The sequence below is a fragment of the Rhizobium sp. AC27/96 genome, from assembly GCF_001692325.1.
In the GTDB taxonomy this organism is placed as follows: domain Bacteria; phylum Pseudomonadota; class Alphaproteobacteria; order Rhizobiales; family Rhizobiaceae; genus Rhizobium.
In genome coordinates this window covers 66108-91016 of sequence record NZ_LXKN01000070.1, presented here as the reverse complement: position 1 = coordinate 91016, position 24909 = coordinate 66108, and the positions used below count along the sequence as shown (strand labels likewise).

The 24909-nt window shown below is 60.3% G+C and carries 25 protein-coding genes; 12 read left to right on the top strand and 13 right to left on the bottom strand.

What is annotated here, in order from left to right:
- Positions 1–139 precede the first annotated feature (139 nt).
- A complete protein-coding gene (locus A6U86_RS31165; RefSeq protein WP_068399982.1) occupies positions 140–1246 on the bottom strand; it encodes a TRAP transporter substrate-binding protein in 1107 nt (368 codons plus the stop codon).
- A gap of 294 nt (positions 1247–1540) precedes the next feature.
- Between A6U86_RS31165 and A6U86_RS31160 the strand changes: the two genes are divergently transcribed.
- On the top strand, positions 1541–2329 hold the full coding sequence (locus tag A6U86_RS31160; RefSeq protein ID WP_068399979.1) for a gamma-glutamyl-gamma-aminobutyrate hydrolase family protein: 789 nt from the start codon (positions 1541–1543) through the stop codon (positions 2327–2329).
- Here the strand turns inward: A6U86_RS31160 and A6U86_RS31155 are convergent, their stop codons facing one another.
- The 3 genes from A6U86_RS31155 to A6U86_RS31145 all read right to left on the bottom strand — a co-directional run bounded on the left by A6U86_RS31155 (position 2330) and on the right by A6U86_RS31145 (position 4981).
- Positions 2330–3298 (bottom strand): 2-hydroxyacid dehydrogenase, encoded by a 969-nt coding sequence (locus tag A6U86_RS31155; protein ID WP_068399976.1) that lies wholly within the window; start codon positions 3296–3298, stop codon positions 2330–2332.
- A gap of 32 nt (positions 3299–3330) precedes the next feature.
- Positions 3331–4350 (bottom strand): LacI family DNA-binding transcriptional regulator, encoded by a 1020-nt coding sequence (locus tag A6U86_RS31150; RefSeq protein ID WP_068400510.1) that lies wholly within the window; start codon positions 4348–4350, stop codon positions 3331–3333.
- 118 nt (positions 4351–4468) lie between these two features.
- Positions 4469–4981, bottom strand: a complete 513-nt coding sequence (locus tag A6U86_RS31145) for a MarR family winged helix-turn-helix transcriptional regulator (protein ID WP_068399973.1) — start codon at positions 4979–4981, stop codon at positions 4469–4471.
- 86 nt (positions 4982–5067) lie between these two features.
- On the opposite strand from A6U86_RS31145, the gene A6U86_RS31140 reads away from it, so the two are divergent.
- From A6U86_RS31140 to cysE, 4 genes are all read left to right on the top strand, one after another.
- A complete protein-coding gene (locus A6U86_RS31140) occupies positions 5068–5859 on the top strand; it encodes a creatininase family protein (RefSeq protein WP_068399970.1) in 792 nt (263 codons plus the stop codon).
- Positions 5860–5999: 140 nt separating this feature from the next.
- Positions 6000–7118, top strand: a complete 1119-nt coding sequence (locus A6U86_RS31135) for a GTP-binding protein (protein WP_068399967.1) — start codon at positions 6000–6002, stop codon at positions 7116–7118.
- A complete protein-coding gene (locus A6U86_RS31130) occupies positions 7118–8107 on the top strand; it encodes a WD40 repeat domain-containing protein (protein ID WP_068399964.1) in 990 nt (329 codons plus the stop codon). The genes A6U86_RS31135 and A6U86_RS31130 overlap by 1 nt, the downstream gene beginning before the upstream one ends.
- A 16-nt stretch (positions 8108–8123) precedes the next feature.
- A complete protein-coding gene (cysE, locus tag A6U86_RS31125; RefSeq protein WP_068399961.1) occupies positions 8124–8939 on the top strand; it encodes a serine O-acetyltransferase in 816 nt (271 codons plus the stop codon).
- 81 nt (positions 8940–9020) lie between these two features.
- On the opposite strand, the gene A6U86_RS31120 is transcribed toward cysE, so the two are convergent.
- Entirely contained in the window at positions 9021–9611 is a 591-nt protein-coding gene (locus A6U86_RS31120; RefSeq protein WP_068399958.1) for a GNAT family N-acetyltransferase, read from the bottom strand.
- A gap of 169 nt (positions 9612–9780) precedes the next feature.
- Positions 9781–10914 carry an ornithine/lysine decarboxylase gene (gene odc2, locus A6U86_RS31115; protein ID WP_068399955.1) on the bottom strand — a complete coding sequence of 378 codons (1134 nt, stop codon included), beginning with the start codon at positions 10912–10914 and terminating at the stop codon, positions 9781–9783.
- A 529-nt stretch (positions 10915–11443) separates the two neighbouring features.
- Here odc2 and A6U86_RS31110 point away from each other — a divergent pair.
- From A6U86_RS31110 to A6U86_RS31100, 3 genes are all read left to right on the top strand, one after another.
- On the top strand, positions 11444–12337 hold the full coding sequence (locus tag A6U86_RS31110; RefSeq protein ID WP_068399945.1) for a LysR family transcriptional regulator: 894 nt from the start codon (positions 11444–11446) through the stop codon (positions 12335–12337).
- 79 nt (positions 12338–12416) lie between these two features.
- Positions 12417–13076: a DUF1007 family protein gene (locus A6U86_RS31105; RefSeq protein ID WP_068400508.1), complete on the top strand. Its 660-nt coding sequence runs from the start codon at positions 12417–12419 to the stop codon at positions 13074–13076.
- Positions 13070–14185 (top strand): nickel/cobalt transporter, encoded by a 1116-nt coding sequence (locus A6U86_RS31100; protein ID WP_068399941.1) that lies wholly within the window; start codon positions 13070–13072, stop codon positions 14183–14185. The genes A6U86_RS31105 and A6U86_RS31100 overlap by 7 nt, the downstream gene beginning before the upstream one ends.
- Positions 14186–14187: 2 nt before the next feature.
- Here A6U86_RS31100 and A6U86_RS31095 read toward each other — a convergent pair whose 3' ends face one another.
- The 3 genes from A6U86_RS31095 to A6U86_RS31085 form a co-directional block, all read right to left on the bottom strand.
- Positions 14188–14424, bottom strand: coding sequence for a hypothetical protein (locus A6U86_RS31095; protein ID WP_068399939.1), 237 nt, complete (start codon positions 14422–14424; stop codon positions 14188–14190).
- Between the two features lie 58 nt (positions 14425–14482).
- On the bottom strand, positions 14483–15196 hold the full coding sequence (locus A6U86_RS31090) for a tellurite resistance TerB family protein (protein ID WP_068399936.1): 714 nt from the start codon (positions 15194–15196) through the stop codon (positions 14483–14485).
- 134 nt (positions 15197–15330) lie between these two features.
- The gene (locus A6U86_RS31085) at positions 15331–15969 is read right to left on the bottom strand and encodes a 2-dehydro-3-deoxy-phosphogluconate aldolase (protein ID WP_068399933.1); all 639 of its coding nucleotides are present in this window, start codon (positions 15967–15969) and stop codon (positions 15331–15333) included.
- 159 nt (positions 15970–16128) lie between these two features.
- Here A6U86_RS31085 and A6U86_RS31080 point away from each other — a divergent pair, with 159 nt between their 5' ends.
- The 3 genes from A6U86_RS31080 (at position 16129) to A6U86_RS31070 (ending at position 18532) form a co-directional block, all read left to right on the top strand.
- Positions 16129–16614, top strand: coding sequence for a CYTH domain-containing protein (locus tag A6U86_RS31080; RefSeq protein ID WP_068400507.1), 486 nt, complete (start codon positions 16129–16131; stop codon positions 16612–16614).
- Positions 16592–17503, top strand: a complete 912-nt coding sequence (locus A6U86_RS31075) for a CHAD domain-containing protein (protein ID WP_068399930.1) — start codon at positions 16592–16594, stop codon at positions 17501–17503. Before A6U86_RS31080 ends, A6U86_RS31075 begins: the two co-directional genes overlap by 23 nt.
- Positions 17504–17590: 87 nt before the next feature.
- A complete protein-coding gene (locus tag A6U86_RS31070; protein WP_068399927.1) occupies positions 17591–18532 on the top strand; it encodes a rhodanese-related sulfurtransferase in 942 nt (313 codons plus the stop codon).
- A 5-nt stretch (positions 18533–18537) separates the two neighbouring features.
- Here A6U86_RS31070 and A6U86_RS31065 read toward each other — a convergent pair whose 3' ends face one another.
- The 3 genes from A6U86_RS31065 to A6U86_RS31055 all read right to left on the bottom strand — a co-directional run bounded on the left by A6U86_RS31065 (position 18538) and on the right by A6U86_RS31055 (position 22946).
- Entirely contained in the window at positions 18538–20751 is a 2214-nt protein-coding gene (locus A6U86_RS31065) for a bifunctional diguanylate cyclase/phosphodiesterase (RefSeq protein ID WP_068399924.1), read from the bottom strand.
- A gap of 110 nt (positions 20752–20861) precedes the next feature.
- Positions 20862–21407 (bottom strand): NADPH-dependent FMN reductase, encoded by a 546-nt coding sequence (locus tag A6U86_RS31060; protein WP_068400505.1) that lies wholly within the window; start codon positions 21405–21407, stop codon positions 20862–20864.
- A 165-nt stretch (positions 21408–21572) separates the two neighbouring features.
- The gene (locus tag A6U86_RS31055) at positions 21573–22946 is read right to left on the bottom strand and encodes a GH1 family beta-glucosidase (protein WP_068399921.1); all 1374 of its coding nucleotides are present in this window, start codon (positions 22944–22946) and stop codon (positions 21573–21575) included.
- Positions 22947–23205: 259 nt separating this feature from the next.
- Between A6U86_RS31055 and A6U86_RS31050 the strand changes: the two genes are divergently transcribed.
- Complete coding sequence (locus tag A6U86_RS31050; RefSeq protein ID WP_068399918.1) at positions 23206–23610, top strand: DoxX family protein; 405 nt, start codon at positions 23206–23208, stop codon at positions 23608–23610.
- A 60-nt stretch (positions 23611–23670) separates the two neighbouring features.
- Here the strand turns inward: A6U86_RS31050 and A6U86_RS31045 are convergent, their stop codons facing one another.
- On the bottom strand, positions 23671–24858 hold the full coding sequence (locus tag A6U86_RS31045) for a Gfo/Idh/MocA family protein (protein WP_068399915.1): 1188 nt from the start codon (positions 24856–24858) through the stop codon (positions 23671–23673).
- Between the last annotated feature and the right edge of the window lie 51 nt (positions 24859–24909).

Here is a 24909-nt window from a genome sequence, read left to right as displayed (position 1 = left end):
TGTCGGTAACTTACGTTGAATTTAAGTTGTAAGCCGCATCGTATTCGCGCAATCGACCCAAGTGAATTCTACCAGCAATATAGTATTTAAGTGCCTAATAAATAAAACACAACATCACTAAACACTTATAGAATACTGATCAGAGCTTTCCTGCACGCTGCTGGATCATCATGAAGGTATCGAAAGTATATTCCGAGAGCTGCATCCAGAGATATGCATCCTTCTTATAGGCTACCTGATCCTCATAGATGCGCTTGAAGGAGTCGTTGGATTTGGACAGGTCGGCATAGAGCGCATTGGCCGCCTGGAAGCAGGCTTCCATGATTTCCTGGCTGAAGGGACGCAACGTCACGCCCTGCTGTACGATATCCTTCAGCGCCTGCGGGTTCTTCACATCGTATTTAGCCAGCATGTTGGTGTTGGCAAAGGCACAGGCGTCGGCAAGGATCGTCTGATAATTCTTCGGCAGACTATTCCACTTGTCGAGGTTGAAGAAGGCATGCACCACGGCACCGCCCTCCCACCAACCCGGATAATAGTAATATTTGGCGATCTTCTGCAGCCCGAGCTTCAGGTCGTCATAGGGACCGACCCATTCGACCGCGTCGACCGTGCCCTTGTCCAGCGCGTCATAGACACCATTGGCGGCGATGTCCTGCTGCGGCGCGACACCGATCTTTTCCATCACCTTGCCGGCAAGGCCGGCAATGCGCATCTTCAGCCCCTTGAGATCATCAAGCGTATTGATTTCCTTGCGAAACCAGCCGCCCATCTGCGTGCCGGTATTGCCGGCGGGAAGACCGATGATGCCTTGCGTCGCATAGAATTCGTTCATCAGCTTGTTGCCGTCGCCCTGGTAGAACCAGGCATTCGTCAGCCGGGCATTGAGACCGAACGGCAGCGCCGTACCGATGGCATAGGCCGGATCCTTGTTGGAGAAATAATAGGAGCAGGTATGCGCGGCATCGACCGTGCCGGCGCTCACCGCATCGGCAGCCTGCGCGGCGGGCACGATCTCGCCGGCCTCGTAGGTCTGGATCACGAAATTACCGTTGGTCGCATCGGACACATGCGAGGCAATATCCTCCGCGCCCCCATAGATCGTATCCAGGCTCTTCGGAAAGGACGAAGTCATCTTCCAGGTGATCTTCGGATATTCCTGGGCCAGAGCCGGGCTTGCAAGCGCGGAGGCGGCAGCACCTGCGCCAACAGCTCCTGCCCGCCTTATGAAGGAACGGCGATCCATCGAAATCTCCTATACGGACGGTTTTGCAGGAGAGCGGCGCGCTCCCCAACCCAGCGCAAGCGATGGAACTAACCACGCCGCACACTGTCTTTCAAGTTTGCTCTTGCATCGCATTATGGCGATTCCTGTACATCCGCGTGACGAACGGAAACAAAGCCTTATCGAAACCACTCCGCGTTGCCGGCCGAGCTCTCTTCGCGTAGATTGAGTAGCGGGGTAAATTGCCCTCGGATTGACATCTTCGTCATTCAGGGATCCCTGAAAATAGCCGTTCAGCAGCCTTCGGAGCCTTGCATGTCCAGACCGATCATCGCCATTCCCGCCGACATTCGTGAGTTTGACGGTACGAGCTGGCATGCGGTGCAGCTGCAATATGTCCGCGCGGCGGTAAAGGCGGCGGGGCTGACGGCGCTCATCGTTCCGGCACTCGAAGAAGACAATGATGCCGACGCCATTCTGGACCGCGTCGACGGCCTGCTCGTCTCCGGCTCCGCCAGCAATGTGCACCCCTCGCTCTATGGCAAAGAGGCTCACGAAAGCGATGGGCCGTTCGATCCGGCGCGCGATGCGACGTCCCTGCCGCTCATCCGGCGGGCCATCGAACGCGCCATTCCGATGCTCGCCATCTGCCGCGGCATTCAGGAGCTGAACGTTGCGCTTGGCGGCACGCTGGCGAGCGAGATCCAGGACCAGCCTGGCATCTGGGATCACCGCAAGCCGCAGAATGTCGACCGGGACACGATGTACTCCATCCGCCAGAGCGTTTTCGTCAAGGAAGGTTCCTGCATCGCCCGTGTCATCGGTCCGGGCGAAGTGCGGGTCAATTCTCTGCATCGTCAGGCGATTGCCGAGACGGCCCCGAGGCTGCAGGTGGAAGCGCTTGCCGAAGACGGCACGATCGAAGCCGTCTCCGTCATCGGCGCAAAGGCCTTCGCCGTCGGCGTGCAATGGCACCCGGAATATTGGGCCGACACGGATTCGCCGTCGCACAAGCTCTTCGTCGCATTCGGCGACGCCGTGCGTGATTATGCATCGAGCAAGGAGCGGCCCCTCGCCGCTCCCCATCGCCAAAACGCCGTCTGATCAGCCGCGCGGCTTGACCGGCGTTTCCGGCACCGGCGTTACCGCCTTGCCCTTGCCGAACCACTCGATGATGTTGTCGGCCACCAGATCGGCCATCGCATCGCGCGTCGGCGCGGAGGCGGAAGCCACATGCGGCAAAAGCGAAACGTTCGGCAGCGAGAGATAGCCTTCCGGAACGTTAGGTTCGTCGTAGAAAACGTCGAGGCCGGCGGCTCCGAGCGTTCCGTTGCCGAGCGCAGCAATCAGCGCATCGTCATCGACAGACCAGCCGCGGCCGACATTGATGAACACGCCCTGCGGTCCAAGCGCCGAAAGGATCTCGGCATTGATGACCTTATGCGTTTCCGGCGTCTTCGGCACGATGGAAATCAACGTGTCCACCGACTGCGCCATCTCCTTGAGGCTTGAATAGTAATCATAGGGCAGCGCATCGCGTGGTGTGCGCGTGTGATAGCCGATCTTCACCTTGAACGGCTCGAGCCTTCTGGCGATCTCCAGGCCGATGCGGCCAAGACCGTTAATGCCGATGCGGCGCCCCTTCATCGAGAAGGGCGAGAGCGGAAACGCGCCGTCCTTCACCCAGCGTCCCTCGCGCAGCCAGCTCTCCGCCTTCGGAAATTGCCGCAGCGTGTTCAGCAGCAGGGCAATCGCCGTATCTGCGACCTCATCGTTGAGCACGTCGGGCGTGTTGGTGACGACGATGCCCTTCGAAGCGGCGTGCTTGACGTCGATGCCGTCATAACCGACGCCGAAATTGGCGATGACTTCCACATTCGGAAAGGCATCGATCCAGGCTGCGTTGAAACCACCAGCGACTGCCACGCCACGCACGCGGGCCGCTGTTTCCGCGTCGACCTTCGGCCCACCATCGCGATCGACGGAGATGACATCGAACTGCCTTCCAAGCCTTTCGAGCACACGCGGGTGTATCTTCCCCGGGACGAGGACGGCAACGCGGTTATCGGACATGAATCTTTCCTTTGAGATACGGTTCGGCGCTACTAGCGAGCCTTGTAGGGCACTGTCGACTGGCGGATGCGCATTTCCGGCTTGATGAGATGAATACCATCCGGCTCATGGCTTCCAGCTAACCTATCCAAAAGCGCTCTCGCTGCAAGCCTTCCGACTTCGGCCTGGCCGTTCCATACGGTGGTGAGCGCGGGCGTCGCGATTGCCGCTTCCTCCAGATCGTCATAGCCGGTGACCGATATGTCCCGTCCCGGAACAAGGCCGGCGCGGGAAATACCGTTCATGAGGCCGATGGCGACCAGATCGTTCCAGCAGACCGCAGCTGTCGGCTTCTGCGGCAGCGACAGGAAATGCACCGCCGCTTCGAAACCACCCTGCTTGGAGCGCGCGCCGGGAATGCGCAGATCGGGATCGACTTCGATGCCAGCCTTACGAAGCGCGTTGACATAACCCTGATAGCGGTCGCGCCCGGTCGAGGTCTGGTCGGTGCCGCCGATCATCGCAATGGAGCGATGGCCAAGGCTGATCAGATGATTGGTCGCAAGCGAGATGCCGTAGCTGTCATCGCCGCGAAAGGTCGGCAGATCCAGCGCATCGATCTGACGCGCTACAAGGATAGCCGGCATGCCGTTTTCTTCGGCCAGCTCGAAATCTTCAGGCGGCGTGCCGATCGCCGGCGACATGATGACGCCATCGCCGCCGAGTTGCAGCAGCGTCTCGATGAAGGTCCGCTGCTTTTCGACCGAATCATAATGGTTCGAAAGAATGAATGTGTGACGGCTGCGGTCGAGCTCGCTTTCGATCGCCTTCAGAATTTCCCCGTAAAAAGGGTTCATGATGTCGTGCACGACGACGCCGATGATCCCCGAGCGTGACGTCCTGAGACTGGCCGCGCGGCGGTTGTATATATAGCCGAGCGCGCGGGCCTGATCCTTGATCTTGTCACGCGTGTTGGCCGCAACCAGCGGGCTGTCACGTAAGGCCAGGGATACCGTTGCCGTTGAAATGCCCAGCGTTTCCGCAATCGTCGAAAGCTTTATCTTTTGCGCCACGCGCACCCTCCCCGTGAAACGCAGCTTTATACTCATTCCGTCGTTTTACGATTCCGGAATTTAAAATATTTAATTAAAAGGTTTAATCGCGCCGCGCAACTCGAATTCTTGAGGAATTTCAGATTTCCTCATCATCCTCGTCGTCATCGCCGGCCTGGAGGTTATTCTCGATCGCCTTGAGCAGTCGTACGAGCGAGCGAATGTCTTTTTCGGAGAAGCCGCGCGTCGCCAGCTCATCACAGCTGGCAGCCGAACTTTCGATCTCGCTTACGCTGTTGCGCCCCGTTTCGGTCAGATAGACCTTGGTCAGGCGGGCGTCTTCGGCATCCGGCCGGCGCTCGACGAAGCCCTGCGCTTCCATGCGGCCGATCGTGCGCGTCATAGTCGGTGCCTTGACGCCGAGCTTTTGTGCCAGCGACCCGGCGGGAAGACCGTCACTTGCCGCCAGGGCAAGAATGACGCCATCCTGTCCGGCATAAAGACCGCTTGCCGTCAGGTTGCGTGTTATCACCGTGCGCATCGACCGCGCCGCCTGCGTCAATGCCGGCGACAGATCGGCAAGCGTGTAGTCGCGGTGATCCTTCTTTTTACCTGACTTACTTTTCTTCCCGACCTTGTTCTTCTTACCCATCGTGATTCCGTTGACCTTTTCGCCGATGCGCCATCACGCTATGACATTGCGCAGGTTATTGACATAAACAAGAGGCACACCCTCAGATGGCGTATCCTTTGCCATGTTTCGACGACAATGATGCTACATTGACCCCTGAAGAACGGGCAAAATGGATCGTCGTGCTGCCACTTGGCGCCTATGAGCAACACGGGCCTCATCTCCCGTTCGAAACCGATACACTGATCGCCGAAGGCATCGTCGCCCGCCTCAAGACTGCCCTGCCCGCCAATCTGCCCGTCACCTTCCTCGCCGCCGAGCCCGTCGGCTACTCCATCGAGCACATGGATGTCGCCGGTTCGAAATCGCTTGCCTTCGATGAGGCGGTTCAACGCTGGCTCGGCATTGCCGAGCGAATGCACAAGCTCGGCATCCGCAAATTCGTCATGCTGAATGCCCATGGTGGCAACTCGCCGTTGATGACCATTGTCGCGACCGAAGCCCGCGTCCGCTTCGGCATGCTGGCGGTCGCCACCAGCTGGACCCGCTTCGGCGTGCCGGACGGGCTGATCGCACCGGACGACAAGGCCATTGATATCCACGGCGGCGATATCGAGACTTCTATCATGCTCGCCCTGCATCCGGAAAAGGTCGACATGTCGAACGCGGAAAACTTTCCGTCCCGCCAGTCCGATTTCATCCGAGATCTCAAACATCTTCGCGCCTATGGCCCCCATGCCTTCGGGTGGAAGATGTCCGACCTGAGCGTGCAAGGCGTCGCCGGCAATGCCGAGGCGGCAACGGCGGAAAAGGGTGAAAGGCTGATCGCGCATGCGGTCAAAGGGCTTGTGGAGCTTTTGCAGGATGTCGATAGCTTCGATGTATCGACGCTGACCTGACGATGAGGCCATTCCGCCCGTCCGCAACCCAATGTGATCTTATAACATATAAAAGCCTTTGAACTGCCGTCTCCAACTCCTTATATGGAACCCGACCAATATCCGCTCCCCGGGGCAACCTTCCATATTTCGAGGCTCCCATGACCGAAACAGCCACGCAAAAGCCCGTTCCCGTTACCGTTCTCACCGGCTATCTCGGTGCCGGCAAGACGACCCTGCTCAATCGCATTCTCTCCGAAAACCACGGCAAGAAATACGCCGTCATCGTCAATGAATTCGGCGAAATCGGCATCGACAACGACCTGATCGTCGAGTCGGACGAAGAAATCTACGAAATGAACAACGGCTGCGTCTGCTGCACCGTCCGCGGCGACTTGATCCGCGTCGTTGAAGGACTGATGCGCCGCCCCGGCCGCTTTGACGGCATCATCGTCGAAACGACGGGCCTTGCCGATCCGGTTCCCGTTGCCCAGACCTTCTTCATGGACGACGATGTTCGCACCAAGACGGAACTCGACGCCGTCGTCGCGCTGGTCGACGCCAAGCACCTGCCGCTGCGCCTGAAGGACAGCCGCGAGGCCGAAGACCAGATCGCCTTTGCCGACGTCGTCGTCATCAACAAGTCCGATCTCGTATCGCCGGCAGAGCTGGCGCAGATCGAGGACATCGTGCGCGCCATCAACCCGGCCGCCCGCGTCTACAAGACGACCCGCTCCGGCGTCGACCTTGCCCGCGTGCTGAACCAGGGTGCCTTCAATCTGGAGCGTGCACTCGAAAACGATCCGCATTTCCTCGACCAGAGCCATGACGATCATGTCTGCGGCCCGGATTGCGATCACGACCATCACGGCCATGATCACCATCATCATGACCACGACCACGACCACGATCACCACCATGATCATGATCATGATCACGGGCATGACCATCACCACCACGCTCCGTCGCCCATCCATGACGTGACCGTGCAGTCGGTGTCGCTGCGCGGCGGTGAAATGATCGCGGAGCGGTTCTTCGCATGGATCCAGAAGGTCACGCAGACCCAGGGGCCGAGCATCCTGCGTCTCAAGGGCATCATCGCCTTCAAGGATGATCCGGAACGTTATGTCGTTCAGGGCGTGCACATGATCATCGAAGGCGATCACCAGCGTCCCTGGAAGGATGGCGAAAAGCATGAAAGCCGTCTGGTCTTCATCGGCCGCGATCTCGACCGCGAAAAGCTCGAAGCAAGCTTCAAAGCCTGCGAGGCGTCCGCCTGATGCCGACTGTTGCTCCGCTTGATATCGACGGCCACGTTCTGGCCGTCGAATTTTTAGGTGACACCCCCTTCTTCGCCAGCGCCGCCGGCGCAATCCATCGTCTGGAAGGTGGAGACAAGGTGACCGAAGCCCATCAGGGCATGCTCACCTGCATTCGCGATCCCTATAGCGAAAGCCTGATTTCAGGCGGCGAAGATGGCAAGGTTCTGCGCATCGCAGCCGATGGTAGCGCCACACTCCTGGCCGAAGCTCCGCGCAAATGGATCGCGCAGATCGCCGCAGGTCCGCAGGGTGCGGTCGCCTATTCCTACGGCAAGAGCACGTTCGTGCGACTGTCCGACAGCACGACGAAGGAATTCGCGGAAGAACGCACCGTCGAAGGCATAGCGTTTGCGCCCAAGGGCCTGCGTATCGCCGCCGCCCGCTACAATGGCGTATCGCTGCACTGGGTCGGCATGAGCGCACAGCCGATCAATCTGGAATGGAAGGGCGCGCATAACGCCGTCACCTTCTCGCCGGACGGCCAGTTCATCGTCACCACCATGCAGGAAAACGCCCTGCACGGCTGGAAGCTGGATGTCAAAGCGGGCACCGAAGCCCGGCACATGCGCATGACGGGCTATCCCGCCAAGGTGAAATCCCTGTCCTGGTCGGCAAAGGGCAAGTGGCTCGCCTCGTCAGGCGCACCGGCCGCAATCGTCTGGCCCTTCCAGGGCAAGGACGGCCCGATGGGCAAAGCACCGCTCGAACTCGGCAGCCGCGCCAACATCATGGCCACTTGCGTGAAGTTCCATCCCGCCGAGGATATCCTCGCCATCGGCTTCATCGACGGCATGATCCTCGCGGTCCGCCTCGGTGACGCCAAGGAAGCGCTCTTGCGCCGGCCGGGCAAGGGTGCAATCACATCCATGAGCTGGAGCAAGTCCGGCAAATTGCTGGCCTTCGCCTCCGAAGCCGGCGATTGCGGCGTCGTCGACGTCTCCGGTTGAAGAGAAAGACAGGATCATGCCCCAGTCAGGATCGGCAATCGTCGGAAATACACCTGTATCAGCCGAAAGCGTCTGGGATGTGATCCGCCGGGAAGCTGCCGAACTCGCCAGGCGTGAGCCGACGCTCGGCCCGCTTTTGCAGGCACAGATCCTTGCCAGCCGCTCGAATGCCGAGAGCCTCGCCAATGTGCTCACCGCCCGGCTTTGCGTCGTCCGGATCGAGCACGACGAACTGCTTTCGCTGCTATCAGGCGTATTGACGCGGCACGCCGCAATCCTGCAGGCGACCGAAGCCGACCTCATCGCGGTACGCACCCGCGACCCCGCCTGCACGACCTATCTGCACGCGCTGTTGAACCTGAAGGGCTTTCACGCCCTGCAGACCCACCGTATCGCCCATGCGCTCTGGACCGAGGGCCGTCCGGAAATCGCCAGCTGGCTTTCCAATCTTGTCTCGCTTGTCTTCGGCCCGGATATTCATCCGGCCGCCAGGATCGGCTCCTCGATCATGCTGGATCATGGCTCCGGCATCGTCATCGGCGAGACGGCCGTGATCGAGGATGAAGTCTCCATACTGCAGAACGTGACGCTTGGGGGAACGGGCAAGGAGAGCGGCGACCGGCATCCGAAGATCCGCCACGGCGTGATGATCGGCGCCGGCGCAAAAATCCTCGGCAATATCGAAGTCGGCGCCTTCAGCAAGGTCGCGGCGGGTAGTGTCGTGGTGAAAGCCGTACCGCCCCATTGCACCGTTGCCGGCGTGCCCGCTGTCGTCGTTCGCATTCATCCCGCCGACGAAATTCCGGCCGAGACGATGGATCAGAACATCTAGCGTTCCGCCCGTATGTAGCGGCATAGCGAATTCAACGAGAATTAGGAGTGCCCTCGCCCATTTGGAGCGAAGGCAAAGCCTTTAGGCAGCCTTTGATATCGGCGGCTGGGCAAGCTTTCGGCCGCAGGCAACGACCATACCGGCGGCGCCACTGAGCCAGCCTTCCTTGAGCTCAAGCGCAAGGAAACGCTCCCGCTGGAACGGGCCCGGCATCACCAGATGGCGGGTCTTCTCGGCAAAGAAGCCGAAACGCTCATAGTAAGGCGCATCACCGACCAGCAGAATGGCGCCATGGCCGCGCTTCTTGGCTTCCAGGACGGCGGCGCGCATCAGCGCCGAGCCCATGCCCTTGCCTTCATAGGCAGGATCGACGGCCAGAGGACCGAGCAATAGCGCATCGACCGGGCGGGTCTCGCGATCGACGCCGGCCTCGACATTCCAAAGGCGAACGGTGCCGACGACGTGGCCGGCGCGGTCGCGGGCGACCAGCGCCAAGCCTTCGGCGGGAACGCGGCCGTGGCGCAGCTTTTCGGACGACTTCTTGCGGCGGTCGGCGCCCATCGCGCGATCCAGCAGATTTTCGCGCGCGACGACATCGCCTGCGTTTTCCAGGTCGAGGGTGAAAGTTGTGGGCGCAAAGAATGCGCGGACAGAATCAAGAACAGCGGCCATCTTGGCCTCCCGTTGCCCAATACCGTTATCAGCGGTGGTGACAAATAATTGTGAGAGTGCCGCCCCGGCTGAATACGGGGTCGGCGAAGTCGGATCTCAGCCAGCGCTGAGATTTTTCCTTGGCACGATCTTATCCGAAAACCGCTTCGCACTTTTCGGGATGCATGCCTTAGATAATGTAGGCCTTCAGCGGGTCGAAACCGTTGAAGGCAACAGCCGAATAGGTCGTCGTATAGGCGCCGGTGCCTTCGATCAGGACCTCGTCGCCAATGGTGAGCGTCACTGGCAGCGGATAGAGGTTCTTTTCATAGAGCACGTCAGCCGAATCGCAGGTCGGGCCGGCAATCACGCAGGCTTCCATCTCATCGCCGTCGCGCTCCGTGCGGATCGGGTAGCGGATCGCCTCGTCCATGGTTTCGGCCAGACCGCCGAACTTGCCGATGTCGAGGAACACCCAGCGAGCGGCATCATTGTCCGACTTCTTCGAAATCAGGACGACTTCAGCCTTGATCACACCGGCATTGCCGACCATGCCGCGGCCCGGCTCGATGATCGTGTGCGGGATCTGGTTGCCGAAATGGGCGCGCAGAGACGCAAAGATCGCCTTGCCATAGGCTTCAGCCGACGGAACGTCGCGCAGATACTTGGTTGGAAAACCACCGCCCATGTTGACCATCTGCAGGTGGATGCCCTGCTTGGCCAGCGAGACGAAAACGCGCTTGGCATCGGCAAGAGCAGCGTCCCAGGCGTCGACCTTGGTCATCTGCGAGCCGACATGGAAAGACACGCCGTAGGATTCCAGACCCAGCTGATGGGCGTAGACGAGAACGTCGACAGCCATCTGCGGAACGCAGCCGAACTTGCGCGACAGCGGCCATTCCGCACCTTCACCATCCGTCAGGACACGGCAGAACACGCGAGCGCCGGGGGCGGCACGGGAAATCTTCTCGACTTCCTCGTGGCTGTCGACGGCGAAGAGGTTGATGCCGAGCGCATGCGCACGAGCGATATCACGCTCCTTCTTGATCGTGTTGCCGAAGGAGATGCGGGCAGCGGTCGCACCGGCGTCGAGCGCCATTTCGATTTCAGCGACGGACGCGCAATCGAAGTTGGAGCCGAGGCTTGCGAGGAGGCGCAGAACTTCCGGAGCCGGGTTGGCCTTGACGGCATAATAGATGGCGCTGTCCGGCATGGCATGACGGAAGGCACGGAAGTTATCGCGGACGACATCGAGATCGACCACCAGGCAAGGACCGTCCGGACGTCGGGTAGCGAGAAAGTCGCGAATACGCTGCGTGGTCATGTCAATTCCCTTTCAATTCCAAAAACTCCGGGGAAAGACCCAGAGGACAAAGGGCGACGCTCATTCGCTCAGGAACCAGCCGGTGGAGACCCCGGTACCGTGCAAATGCGCGAAGCGCGGATGATGAACCAGTGCCGCAAGCGGCGCTAATTCGCTTTGTCTGCCATGGATTGGAGGGAGTATCCCAACCGCACTTCCGGCAATGAAGGTGTGCCTCTTCAGTAACCCCGGCTGATGGAAAGCCGGGAGAGAACAAAAAGGCCCGCACCGTCGTTGCTTTAGATGTCCTCGCATTTTTCGGTTGGCCGAAATAGCGACTGGAGGGGTTAGTTCCAGGTACCTTACCGATTTTCTCACCACATCGAGGATCGGCGGACACCCACGGGCACGTGCGACTTTGGGCTGATCCGGAAATAGGTACATTCGCCGTAACAATCAAGAATTTTTTTCGCCCGTGCCCTAAAAAAATAATTGAACAAATCAGCGCGTTTTGTTCAACATCCGGAAACAGTTAACGGGAGGTTTCACCATGGATACGCTGACCCGGATTCGCGCCTTTATCGACGTGGTGGAAGCCGAGGGGTTTTCGGCGGCGGCTCGCAAGACCGGGCGCTCCAAGGCCCTGCTCTCGAAATATGTCCGCGAGCTTGAAGACGAGCTCGGTGCGCTGCTACTCAACCGTACCACCCGTCAATTCTCCATGACCGAGGCCGGCCATACCTATTATCGCACCGCCTCCGACATCCTGAAGGAGATCGACAATCTTGCCGACCTCGTGCGCGAAAACAACCAGCAACTTAAAGGACGACTGCGCGTTTCGGTGCCACGCACCTTCGTCGATGCCGAAGTCGGGCAGTCGCTGATCGACTTTGCCAAGGAAAATCCCGACCTCTCTCTCGAAATCGCTGCCGACGACCGTTTCGTGGATCTGATCGAGGAAGGCTTCGATGTGGCCGTGCGCATCACCAAGCTTGAGGATTCCGGCATGATCGCCCGCAAGATTTCGGATTTCCGTGTGCATCTTTGCGCAACCCGGGAATTCCTCGATCGCTATCCGACGCTGGAACATCCGACCGATCTGACCCGCGTGCCTTTCATCATCGACACCAACACTCGCTCGCAAGGCAGCATTCGCTTCGTCGATGCCGATAGCACTACCTTCAACGTCGCCATCAACGGCACACTTGAAGTCAACAGCCCGCACGCGACCCTGCGCGCTGCCTTGTCCGATCTCGGCATTGCCGTTGTTCCGGACTTCATCGGCCGCAAGGCGATCGAAAGCGGGCAGTTGCTGACGCTGTTCAACGACTATCTGCCGACGGATCGCGGCATCTATGCGGTCTACCCGCATCGCCGCTATCTCCCTGCCAAAGTGCGCATCTTTGTGGACTACCTTCACAACTGGTTCCGCAAGCACGGCTGAAGGCCGAGCGGTCCCAATTCCGTCTCATTTCCTGACCAGAAGTCGACCTGAATCAATGCTCACGAGACACATCGGACGCATGAAGAAATCCACGATCGTCTACGCTATCGCCTTGGCAGGCGGCATGCTGCTTGTGCCGCCGATCGCCTCGGCGCATCCGCATATTTTCGTGGAAGCACGGCTTGAAGTTTTCGCCGGCCCGGATGGCAATGTGCAGGAGCTGCGCAACGTCTGGCGTTTCGACGAAGTGTTCTCGTCCTCCGTGCTGATGGATTTCGACAAGAACACCAACCTGAAGCTCGATCCCGACGAGCTGAAGGAAGTCGGCAAGACCGTGCGCGATTCCCTTGTCGACTATGACTACTACACGAACCTCACGCTCAACGGCAAAAGCATCAAGGTCAACAAGCCTGATGTCATCAATGTCGATTATCGCGACGGTCAGATCCTGATGTTCTTTGCCGTCAAGCCGTCCGAGCCCATGCCCCTGACGAAAGGCAACAAGCTCAGCTTCGGCATCTACGACCCGACGCTCTACACATCGATCGATTTCCCGACCGATAACGAGTTGGTCGTAGAGGGTGAAGCCTTCAAAAGCTGCACGCATCAGGTCGTGCGGCCCAACCCGGATGAGGTCATCGCCGAAAACAAGGCGACATTGACGGATGCCTTCTACAACGATCCGACGGGAACGACGATGTCGAAACTCTTCGCAACGCGGATAGACGTTCAATGCTGATTTCGAGCGTAAAGAGACTGGCCCTGACCGCTGCGTTTGCCTTTCTGGCGATCGCCGGTCTCGCCCATGCCGCGGGCTCGCCGCTTGGCATCGGCACGGCCGAGCCGAGCTTCCAGCCGATGGGCGGGCCGCTGGCGCCGATCTTTCTCTATGTGAATTACGAGCAGCAGGCCTTCTACCGTGCCCTCACCAAATCGATCGAAGCCATGCGCCAGGACCCCTGGCAGCTCTGGACGCTGATCGGCCTCTCCTTCGCCTATGGCATATTTCACGCGGCCGGCCCCGGCCACGGCAAGGCGGTCATTTCCTCCTACATGGTTGCCAACGAGATCGAGTTGAAGCGCGGCATCGGCATTTCCTTCGTCTCGGCACTCATCCAGGGCCTCGTCGCAGTCCTCGTCGTTGGTGCCGCCTATTTCGTGCTGCGCGGCTCCGGCATCACCATGACGATGGCGACCAATGCGATGGAGATCGCCAGCTTCGTCATGGTCGTCCTGTTCGGCGGCTGGCTTCTGTTCCGCAAGCTGCGGGCCATGCTCCAAAGCCGGGCGCAGCGCCGGGAAATACGGATGGCAACATCGACCGGTCCGATCAGCCTGTCGCTTTTCGAAGGCGCGGCAACGGGCACGGATTCGGTGAGAGGCTTCTCGCGCGGCAGCAGCACTGTAATGCCGGCTGCCGAGGGCTATCAATGCTACGATCCCGCTCACGCGTCCGGTGACGGCGCCTACTGCGAAACCTGCGGCCACGCCCATCTTCCTGATCCGAAAACGCTGTCGAAAGAGAAATTCAGCGTCCGCGAAGCCTGGTCGGCAATCATCGCCGTCGGTCTGCGCCCCTGCTCGGGTGCGCTTCTCGTCATGACCTTCTCCATGCTGAATGGGCTCTATCTCGGCGGCCTGCTGTCTGTGCTCGCCATGTCGATCGGCACGGCACTGACCGTTTCGCTGCTGGCCATTATCGCGGTTTTCGCGAAAAGCACCGCCGTGCGCTTCACCGGCAAGGGCTCGAGACTCTCGGGATGGGTCGGTGACGGCATCGAGATTTTCGGCGCACTGCTCGTCATCTGCACCGGCGTCATTCTGCTCGGCGCTTCGCTGCAGAATTGAGCTTACTGCCCGCTGCGTCGCTGGTAGCGAGCTCTCAGCCAAAACACGAAGAAGAAGGCCAGGATAACCAATACGCCGAAGCCCGTGCCGAGCCACGGCGAGATGTTTCCGAGCCAGACGATGACGTTTGGCATCAGATAGAGCACGGCCGTCGCGACCAGCAAAATAACACCGGCTGCGATCGCCGCCGAGCGGGTGTCGCTCTTTTTGTCCGTCAAGTTGCCGATCCCTAGCGCCATGAAATGTTCCGGCGAAGGATTAGGCCAGCCGCCGTTGAAAGGCAACTGGCTCTACCCCTCAGAGTTGGACTTTGGCACCTGCAACGGTCGCCTCGATATGATCGACCAGCGGATCGGCCAGGCCAAGCCGCCCTGCCAACAGATCAAGATAGCCACGTTCCGCCCGGGAATCCGGCTCAATGGCCAGGCGCGATGCCGTATAGATCTGCACCCGTTGCTCCTCGGTCTGCGCAGAGGCAACGATGGCGTCGAGATCGACCGGATTGGCAAGTTCGCGCTGGAAGAAGGCTTCGGCCTCGGACCCGACGCCACTCTCCTGCACCTTGCCGAGAATGCGCTGGCGCTCCGTATCGTCGATATGGCCGTCGGCCCGGGCAGCGGCGATCATCGCCCGCACCAGGGAGAGCGTAAAATCATTGCTGGCAATGGCCGGCGCGGTGCTGAAACCGGAATTGGATGGCGGCGGCAGAAATTGCGGTTCAGCCTGCGGGGCGGATTGCGGCGCCGGCTGCGGCTGATTGCCATCCCTGTAATTCTTGTAGGCCTGATAGCCAAGCCCGGCGATGGCTGCGAGGCCGCCGAGCGCCAGGGTATTGCCGGCAATCTGACGTCCGGTTTTCGTTCCCAGCAACACGCCGGCGATGGCGCTCGTTGCCATCGGATTGTCCCTGGCAAGATTGATGGCCTGGGTTGCCTTGTCTTTCACGCTTCCCTGCATTCCTGGAACCTGCGACCCCAGGAATTGGTCAAGAAGTTTGCGGGCGTCGATCATATGGATGGTCCTCCGTCCTTGTGATGGTGAAAGGGAGATAGGAAGCGCAACCGCAAATACAAATCCAGGGTAAAGAAAAAGGCGCGCAGGAAGTCCCGCGCGCCTCTAAAATCGATCGGAAGGAAGCTAGCCGTTCAGCCCTTGAGCGCCGCAGCCTCGGCTGCAAGCTTGGTGATCCCGGCCCAGTCACCGGCCGCAACCAGCTCCTTCGGCGCCACCCAGGAGCCGCCAACGCAGATGACGTTCGGCAGCGACAGATAATCATGGGCGTTCTTCAGCGAGACACCGCCGGTCGGGCAGAAGAGCGTGCCGGCGAGCGGTGAGGACAGAGCCTTGAGGTAAGCGGCGCCGCCGGCCTGCTCGGCGGGGAAGAACTTCAGCACCGTATAGCCTTCTTCGCGCAGCGCCATGACCTCGCTTGCGGTGGCAGCACCCGGCAGCAGCGGCACATGCGACGCGCGGGCTGCATCGAGCAACTCCTGCGTCGTGCCGGGGCTGACGATGAACTTGGAACCGGCTTCGACGGCAGCATCCCACTGGGCGACGTTCAGGATCGTGCCGGCCCCGACTTCGGCACCTTCCACTTCATCGGCGACGGCGCGGATGGCATCGAGCGCGCCTGCAGTGCGCAGCGTGATCTCGATGGCCTTGAGCCCGCCGGCCACAAGCGCCCGGGCCAGAGGTACGGCCGATTTCGCATCGTCGACGATCAGCACGGGTACGACCGGTTGCAGTTTCAGAACGGAAAGAAGCTTCTCGGTTTTCTCGCCCATGGTCGGAGCGCTCCCTTAAAACGATTGAAATCCGGCTTTCGAATAACCTTCCCGGAGATGCTTGTCGAGACAAAAGCTTGCTCTCAATACAACGGGTAGGAAATCCTCATGACTTGCTATAGTGTAGCCCGATCTGTGCCAGTGGAGCATGTCAAACGCATGGCAAAAGAGATCGAGCGAAAGTTTCTGGTGCGCGGCGATCAGTGGCGTAATTTGGTGTCCGAGAGGCTCATTCTACGGCAGGGATATATTGCCTCCATGGAGGATCGTTCAGTCCGGATCAGGCTGACGAACGAGGCAACCGCGACCTTGACGATCAAGATCGGCAAGAAAATGACGCGCGACGAATTCGAATATGAGATCCCGATTCCGGAGGCAGAGGAACTGCTCGGAACGGCCATCGGCCTCGTGATCGAGAAAACCCGCCACAAGGTGCCCTTCAAGGGATTTGTCTGGGAGATCGACGTGTTTCGCGGCGCCCATCGCGGCCTGGTGATTGCCGAGGTGGAGATGGAAGACGAAAGCGATGATCCGGAACTACCGGATTGGATCGGCCGGGAAGTGACCGGCGAACATCGCTATTCCAACCAGGCGCTCGCGACACAGTTCGAACAGGAATATAATGAGCTATCGCATACGGCCTGACCGGGCTCTTGATGGCGAGGTGCACAAGGCCGCCGCGCATCAACTCGGCAAGGCGATGGCTGTCCTGACGGATCGCCCGCAAGGCCTGCACGAAGCGGTGCATGCCGCCAGGAAAAGCATCAAGCGGGTCCGTGCCCTTTATCGTCTGATTGCCCCGATCGCTCGGGAATTCCAGCAGCAGGAAAATGCCCGCCTTCGAGACGTGGCGCGCACGCTATCGAGTGTACGTGACGCGACGGCATTGATCGAAGTCAGCCACTATCTGCAGCAGACGGCGACGTCTGACGATGAGCAGCAGGCACTGGCGCGCGTGACAGCCGTGCTGACGAGCCGGCGCGACCGCCTGTCCGAGGCCGAGACTGATCTCGAAGACAAGGCCAGGGCAGCAATCGCAATCTGCGGTGAAGCCATCGGGGCCGTGAAGGGCACGTCCTTTGGCGGTGGCCGGCGCGATACCGCTCGCCTCTTCCAGAAAAGCTGGCGCAAGAACGGTTGCAAGGCGATGGAAGCGCTCTCCGAATGCCTTGGCGAAATGCCTCACGCGGAAAGCTTTCACGATCTGCGCAAGCGCAGCCAGGATTACTGGATGCACCACATGCTGCTGAGGGACATCTGGCCGGCCGCCATGCATGCCAAGCAGCTTGAAGCCAAGGCCTTGGTCGATGTGCTCGGCCGCTATCTCGATCTTGCGATCCTGTCCGATGTCGCCGACCGCGAGCCGCAGCTCTTCAATGACAGCGACGACCGCGCACGCCTCTTGGAGGCGATCATCTCCCGCCAGCAGATAGCCCGCGAAGAAGCGTTGAACAGGGCTCACTGGGTGTTTGCCGACAAGCCGGAGCGGGAAGCGCGAACCGTCAAGCGCCTCTGGCTGGACGCGGCAGACTAGAGCAGCCAGCCGATGCTGTTTCGATGACGCAAGGCTTCAACGCAAATCCCGATTGCCTGCCGGCCCACAAAATTGTATTTCCCCGGCATGACCGACATCTTTTCCAGCTCACGGCATGAGGCGACCGGCGCATTCCTCGTTGCGGCGCTCTACCATTTCGTTTCCCTTCCGCGCTTCGAAAGCCTGCAGGAGCCATTGCTTGCGCTCTGCGAGGCCAATGGCGTGAAGGGCACGCTGCTGCTTGCGCATGAGGGCATCAACGGCACCATTGCCGGGACGCATGCCGCCATCGGCACCGTGCTCGCCTTCCTCAGGGCACAGCCGGAATTTGCCGGCCTGGAACACAAGGAAAGCCACGCCTCGAAAATGCCGTTCGTGCGCATGAAGGTGAAGCTCAAGAAAGAGATCGTCACCATGGGCGTCGAGGATATCGACCCCACCCAGATCGTCGGCACCTATGTGGCGCCGAAGGACTGGAACGCGCTGATCTCCGACCCCGATACCATCGTCATCGATACCCGCAACGATTACGAGACGGCGATCGGCGTCTTCAAGGGCGCCGTCGACCCGAAGACCAAGACCTTCCGCGAATTTCCGGAATGGGTGCGCGAGAATACCGGCCTGCACAACAAGCCGAAGATCGCCATGTACTGCACCGGCGGTATTCGCTGCGAAAAGGCCACGGCCTTCATGAAGCAGCAGGGCTTCGACGAGGTCTATCACCTCAAGGGCGGCATTCTGAAATATCTCGAGGAAGTGCCGGCGGAAGAAAGCCTCTGGGAAGGCGCATGCTTCGTCTTCGACGAGCGCGTCTCGGTCGAGCATGGCCTGAAAGAGGGCAATCACAAGCTCTGTCACGCCTGCCGCAACCCGATCACCGCGGAAGAAGTGACCTCACCCTTCTATGAAGCCGGTGTCTCCTGCAGCCATTGCTATCACGAGCGCAGCGAGGAAGACCGGGAACGCTTTCGCGAAAGACAGCGGCAGGTCGCGCTTGCCCGCAAACGCGGCCAGCAGCATATCGGCTGAGGATATCAGGCGGCGGCTCCATGCTCTTCGTCGAGGGTAACCGGTATCTGCGCGGCCAGGCGCTTGCTGATGTCGGCGGCAGGCATCGGCTTTCCATAGAAATAGCCCTGCAATTCGTCGCAACCGAAGTCCCGTAGCGCCCTTCCTTGCTCTTCAAGCTCGATACCCTCGGCGGTAACTGGAATGTCGAGCGATCGGGCCAGCGCCACGGTCGCCCGCAGCATTTCGCGGGCGCGGCTGTCTTCGAGCACATCCATCGTCAGCGAGCGGTCGATCTTGATGCGATCAAAGCCGAATTGGCGCAGATAACCGATGGATGAGAAGCCCGACCCGAAATCATCCAGCGCCACCTTGACGCCGAGCGCCTTCAGCCGCTCGATCGACTTGCGGGTACGCTCCGGATTCTGGATGATATAGCCTTCGGTGATTTCAAGCGTCACGCGACCGGCCTCGATCTCCGTCCTGTTCAGCACGCTACGGACGTAATCGGCAAAGGCGGGGTTACGGAATTGCCCCGGCGAAACGTTGACGGCGACGCGCAGGTCCGGCCATTGCTGCGCCGCTTCACATGCCTTGCGCAGCACCAGAAGTCCCAGCGCCTCAATCAGCCCGCTGGTTTCGGCAACAGGAATGAAATCGTCTGGCGAGATGGGCCCGTGGCCCGGGCGGTTCCATCGCACGAGCGCCTCGACACCTGTCATCTCGCAGCTCGATGCGTCCACAAGCGGCTGATAGGCAAGCGTCAATTCTTCCATCTCGATCGCACGGCGCAGATCCAGTTCCAATGCGTTGCGTTCCTCGCGATGCGCATCCATGGCCGTCTCATAGCAGGCCATGCGTGCCCGGCCGGCCTCCTTGGCCTTGTACATGGCGAGATCGGCGCGGCGCACCAGTTCTTCGCGGTCGATGCGGCCTTCCGGCGAGCTTGCAATGCCGATGCTGGCGCCGACGACGATCACGCGGCGACCAATTTCCAGCGGCTCGGAAAGAAAATCCAGAACCTGTTCGGCCAGCCCCAGGGCCGGCCCATCGTTAAGCTCCCTGGTCGGGAAAACGATGGCGAACTCATCTCCACCGAGCCGCGCCAGCGTCGCCTGCGGCGGAATGAGCACGCTGAGGCCGGCTGCGACGGCGCGGATGAGCTGATCGCCCGTGCCATGTCCATAGGCGTCGTTGATTTCCTTGAAACCATCGAGATCGAGGTAGAGAAGCAGGACGTTACTGCCATCGCTGCTCGCCCGCTCGACCAGCCGGTCGACGTCGAGCCGCAGTCCCTCGCGATTGAGGAGGCCGCTCAGGCGATCGCGAAGGGAGCCCTGACGAGCCTGCACTTCCTCGGCCCGCAGCCGGCGTCCCGCCAGCGATCCCAAGATCAGCAAGACGATAAAGAACAGTCCCACCAGACCGAGCGCGCCGACTACGATCGGACGGACCTGGAGATAGCTTAGGTCGCCCGGTTCGCGCGAATTCCAGACCAGCCGTCCCAGCGGCTTGCCGAGCGGATCGACGATGGAAACCGCATAACGCGCAATGGTCTCCGGCGGCACCAGCTTGAGACCGCTGATGACATAGGTGTTGGACAGCATCTTGATCCTGGCGGCATCGAGATAGCGCACCAGAACGAGATAGCGCCGCTGGCCTTCGGGGACAGGAATGCGACCGGACCTTTCGCGGATCGTCGCGGCTCCGACAGCCGCGATGCCGTTGCTGGTCATGATGTAGCCGCTCGCCTCGGGGACACCGGTCACCCGCGTGCTGCGCACCTGATCGACCAGCGCCCAGACGGCGGTGCCAAGGAGATCCTCGACTTTCTGCGTCACCGGCTCACCGTTATGGTAGCCAATGACCGGCTTGTTGCGGTCATCGACGATGATGGCGATATCGAAGAGCGCGCCGTTCGAGGATATGTCGCCGTAGTTTCCGGCGACCCAGCCCTGATCGTCTGTTCCGTAGACGCTACGCGCCGCATCATTGCGCGCCGAATGATCGTGAAGCGTCGCCTCGAGTTGCCCCTGAAAAGTCTTGAGCGCGCCGACGGTCGTTTCCCACGAGCGCTCGTCATCCAGCTTGTTGGAGTAATCAGCCACACGGCCTATGGCAGAGAGCACCATCAGGGTCACCACGGCAACGACCACTGCGAAAGAAATCAAAACGGCCGTCACAATGGAATGACGACCGATCTGCGTACTCTGACGCAACGATTTCAAAACTGCCCCCAACGCCTTTTCTCCTTGGCGTCGAAGTCTGCCGTCAGGACTTCAATAAACGGTTAAGGCGAGTTGGAGATTCCTACAGGAAAGAGTTGTATATTTGCCGCCCCCGGCAAAATTTACGGCTCCGCGCGAATCGCCTCTGCGAAACGTCCGAGACTGGCCTGCAACGCCCCACTTTCGCTTGCATCCAAGAGAATTGCCGCCTGCGCCTCATCGCTCTTGCCAGCAATCGGGACACGCAAAAACGCCGGCTCCACGACGCGCAGCGACATGGTCTGCAGCACCTCGGTGAGCTGCTCCAGCACAAGGTCGCCACGATGCGAGGCATGCGCGAACATCAGCGGCTTGAACGGCACCTCGTCGCGCGACACCAGCCAGTCCAGCGCATTCTTGAAGCCACCCGGTATGCCATGCGCATATTCAGGGCAGGAGACGATCAAACCATCGGCACGCTGGAGTTGCGCTGCAAACTGCTCGACAATGGCCGGCGTCCTCTCGCCCTCGTCATCCGGATTGAAGATCGGCAGGTCGCCGATCAGATCGCAGATCTCGATGGTGATGCCCTCCGGGCATGCCCGCCGCAAGGCTTCCAGCAGCCGGCGGCTGGTCGAAGCCTGCCGCTGGCTGCCGCACAATGCATAGAGGAAAAGCTGGCGCGAAATCATACAAGAAGCCTAACAGCCACCATCGATTCGGGCGATAGCTACCCTCCCCTTGAGGAGGAGGGTCGGACCAAAGGTCCGGGGTGGGGTGACCATTACGGACGCCGAAGATTTTCCCCACCCGCGCGTTCCGCGCGACCTCCCCCTCGAGGAGGCAGAGCCACATCAAACCGCCTTATGGTTGCCCTTCGGGAACTGGGCAGCAAGCTCACGGTACCATTTGCCGCTCTTCTTCACCGTGCGAACCTGCGTCTCATAGTCGACATGCACAAGACCGAAGCGCATGCGGTATCCTTCGGCCCATTCGAAATTATCCATGAGGCTCCAGGCGAAATAGCCGCGCATCGGATATCCGTCCTTGATCAGGTCGGCGACGATGCCGAGGTGCTCGATGTAGTAATCGAGGCGCGGCTGGTCGTCGATCTCGCCATTGACGATGCCCATATTGTAGCAGGCGCCGTTCTCGGTGATGTAGCACTCCGGCAGCTCGTAGCGCTTGTTGAGATCCTCAACGACATGCTTCAGCCCCGGCGCATAAATTTCCCAGCCGATATCGGTCTTCACGTCGCTGGCAGGCGGCGCTTCCTTCGTCCAGGGGAAATCGCCGCTCTTCGTCGCATCATCGAAGACGCGATCCGGCTTGTAATAGTTCAGGCCCCACCAATCGAGCTTCTGGTTGATGGTCTTGAGATCGCCATCCTCGATGACGGGCATGCGGTCGCCAAGCGCCTCGACGAATTCCTTCGGATATTCGCCCTTGAAGATAGGGTCGAAGAAAGCGCCGTTGTGGAACTGGTGAGCGCGCTCGACAGCCGCCAGATCTTCGGGGCGATCCGAGCCCGGCAGGATGGAGGAGGCGTTGAGCACGATGCCGACAGGCACCTTCGGCGCCACGGAACGGATCGCCTCGACGCCGAGACCATGGGCAAGGTTCATGTAGTGCATGGCGTAGAGCGCCGCCTGCATGTTGCGTTCGCCCGGCGCATGGACGCCGTAGAGATGACTCAGCCAGACGATGCACCAGGGCTCGTTGAAGGTGGCAACGGAATCGAGGCGATCGCCGAGGCGCGACATCACGGTCTTGGCGTAGCGCTGGAAGGCATGCGCCGTCGAGCGCGCCGTCCAGCCACCGTCGCCGGCAAGCGTCAGCGGCAGATCCCAGTGATAGAGCGTCGCGAAGGTCTTGATCCCCCGCGCCTTGCAGCCGTCGACAAGACGATCGTAGAAATCGAGGCCAGCCTCGTTCACAGGGCCGGTACCATCGGGAATGATGCGCGGCCAGGCGATCGAGAAGCGATAGGCTTCGACGCCCATCTCCTTGATCAGATCGAGATCCTGCTCCAGCCGGTTATAATGATCGCAGGCAACATCGCCATTCTGGCGCTGAAAGACGCGGCCGGGCATGTTGGCGAAGGCATCCCATATCGAGGGCTTGCGGCCGTCCGCCTTGGTGGCGCCTTCGATCTGGAAGGCGGCGGTGGCAACGCCGAAGGTGAAATCGCCGGGGAAGCGATCAGCAAGAAGCTTCGGATCGATCATGATGAAAATCCCGTTTGTTATGGCTTCGTTGGCAGCGGTTTAGCCAAGCCGCGTGACAAAGTACAGTGCCGATATGACAGAGCTGCAACGTTGCAGTCACTGAAAAACCGAGCCGGCTACCGGTTTCGCGGAGAATTCCGCAGGCAATCGCCAGAACTTCTCCGGCAGTTCGATAACATCAATGTCAACAGTCGTGACTTGTCTTTTTAATGCGGATCAATTGAGGGTAGCATTCAAACTTGACAACGAAAGGATACAAATGCTCCCTGCGCTCCACTCTCTCCACCCCTATCTGCTGAGCCTCCTGCGCATCGTCGCCTCGCTGGTGCTGTTCAGCTATGGAACGCAAAAGGTGCTGCATTTCCCGGCCGCCGAGACTGTTCCGGCCGTCGGATCGCTCTCGTGGATCGCCGGCCTGCTCGAGCTCACTCTCGGCTTCCTCGTCCTGATCGGCTTCCAGACGCGGGTCGCGTCCTTCGTCCTGTCAGGCCTGATGGCTTTCGCCTATTTCCTGCGCCACGCGCCGCAGAGCTTCTATCCCGCACAGAACGGCGGTGTCTCGGCCATCCTCTTCTGCTTCATTTTCCTGTTTCTCGTTGCAGCCGGCAGCGGCCCGCTTGGTATCGACGCGCTAACGAAGCGCAAACAGGGACATGCCGCCTGACCGGCAGCAACCCCAGCGAATTCGAGGCGGCCTTCGCCGCCTCGAACAAAGGTTCGAACCTTACAGCTTAATCCAGGCGCCGTTGCGCTTCGAGGAAGCAACGCAAGCGTCGACAAAGGCAACACCCTTCACGCCGTCATCGACCGTCGGGTAGATCACGGCCGGATCGACCGCAACGCCCTTCTTGGCCGCATTGATGGCACGCGCAGCCTCGGTATAGATCGTGGCAAAGGCTTCCAGATAACCTTCCGGATGGCCCGACGGGATACGCGAGACGCGGGCCGCTGCAGCGCCTGAGCCGGCGCCATTGCGGGTAATCAACCGCTTCTGCTCGCCGAATGGCGTGTACCAGAGATAGTTCGGATCCGCCTGCGTCCATTCGATGCCGCCCTTGGTGCCATAGACCCGGAGCTTCAGGCCGTTCTCGTGGCCCGGCGCCACCTGGCTGCACCAGAGCATGCCCTTGGCCGGCTTTTCCGAACCCCTGGCCTTGAAGCGCAGCATCACATGGGCGTTGTCGTCGAGGCGACGTCCCTCAACGAAGCTGTCGAGGTCGGCAGCAAGGCTGTCGAGTTCCAGGCCGGTGACGAAGGAGGCGAGATTATAGGCATGCGTGCCGATATCGCCTGTGGAGCCGCCAGCACCAGATTGTGACGGGTCGGTACGCCAAGCCGCCTGCTTCTGGCCGGACTGTTCGATATTCTCCGTCAACCAGTCCTGCGGATATTCCGCCTGCACGATGCGGATATCGCCGAGCTCGCCGTTGGCGATCATTTCCCGCGCCTGGCGGATCATCGGATAGCCGGTGTAATTGTGCGTGAGGATGAAGAGCGCGCCGCTCTCGTCGGCCACCTTCTTCAGCTTCTTGGCATCGGCAAGATTGGAGGTCAGCGGCTTGTCGCAGATGACGTGGATGCCGCGCCTCAGGAATTCCTTGGCGGCGTCGTAGTGCACATGGTTCGGCGTCACGATCGAAACCGCCTCGATGCCGTTTTTCAGCTTGGCTTCGCGGATCGCCATGTCGCGGTAGCTGGAATAGGTGCGCGTGGGGTCGAGGCCGAGATCGCGCCCCGAAGCGATGGCCCGCTCCGGCGAGGAAGAAAGCGCGCCGGCGACGAGATCGAACTGGTCGTCAATGCGCGCGGCGATGCGATGCACAGCGCCGATAAAAGCGCCAGCGCCGCCACCCACCATGCCAAGCCGAATGCGCGGCTCCCGCGTCTGTTCCGATGATCCTTCGATTGCCATAAGGGTCCTCCTGAATAAATTAAAATTCAAATTCCTGGTGCTTGCCGTTTC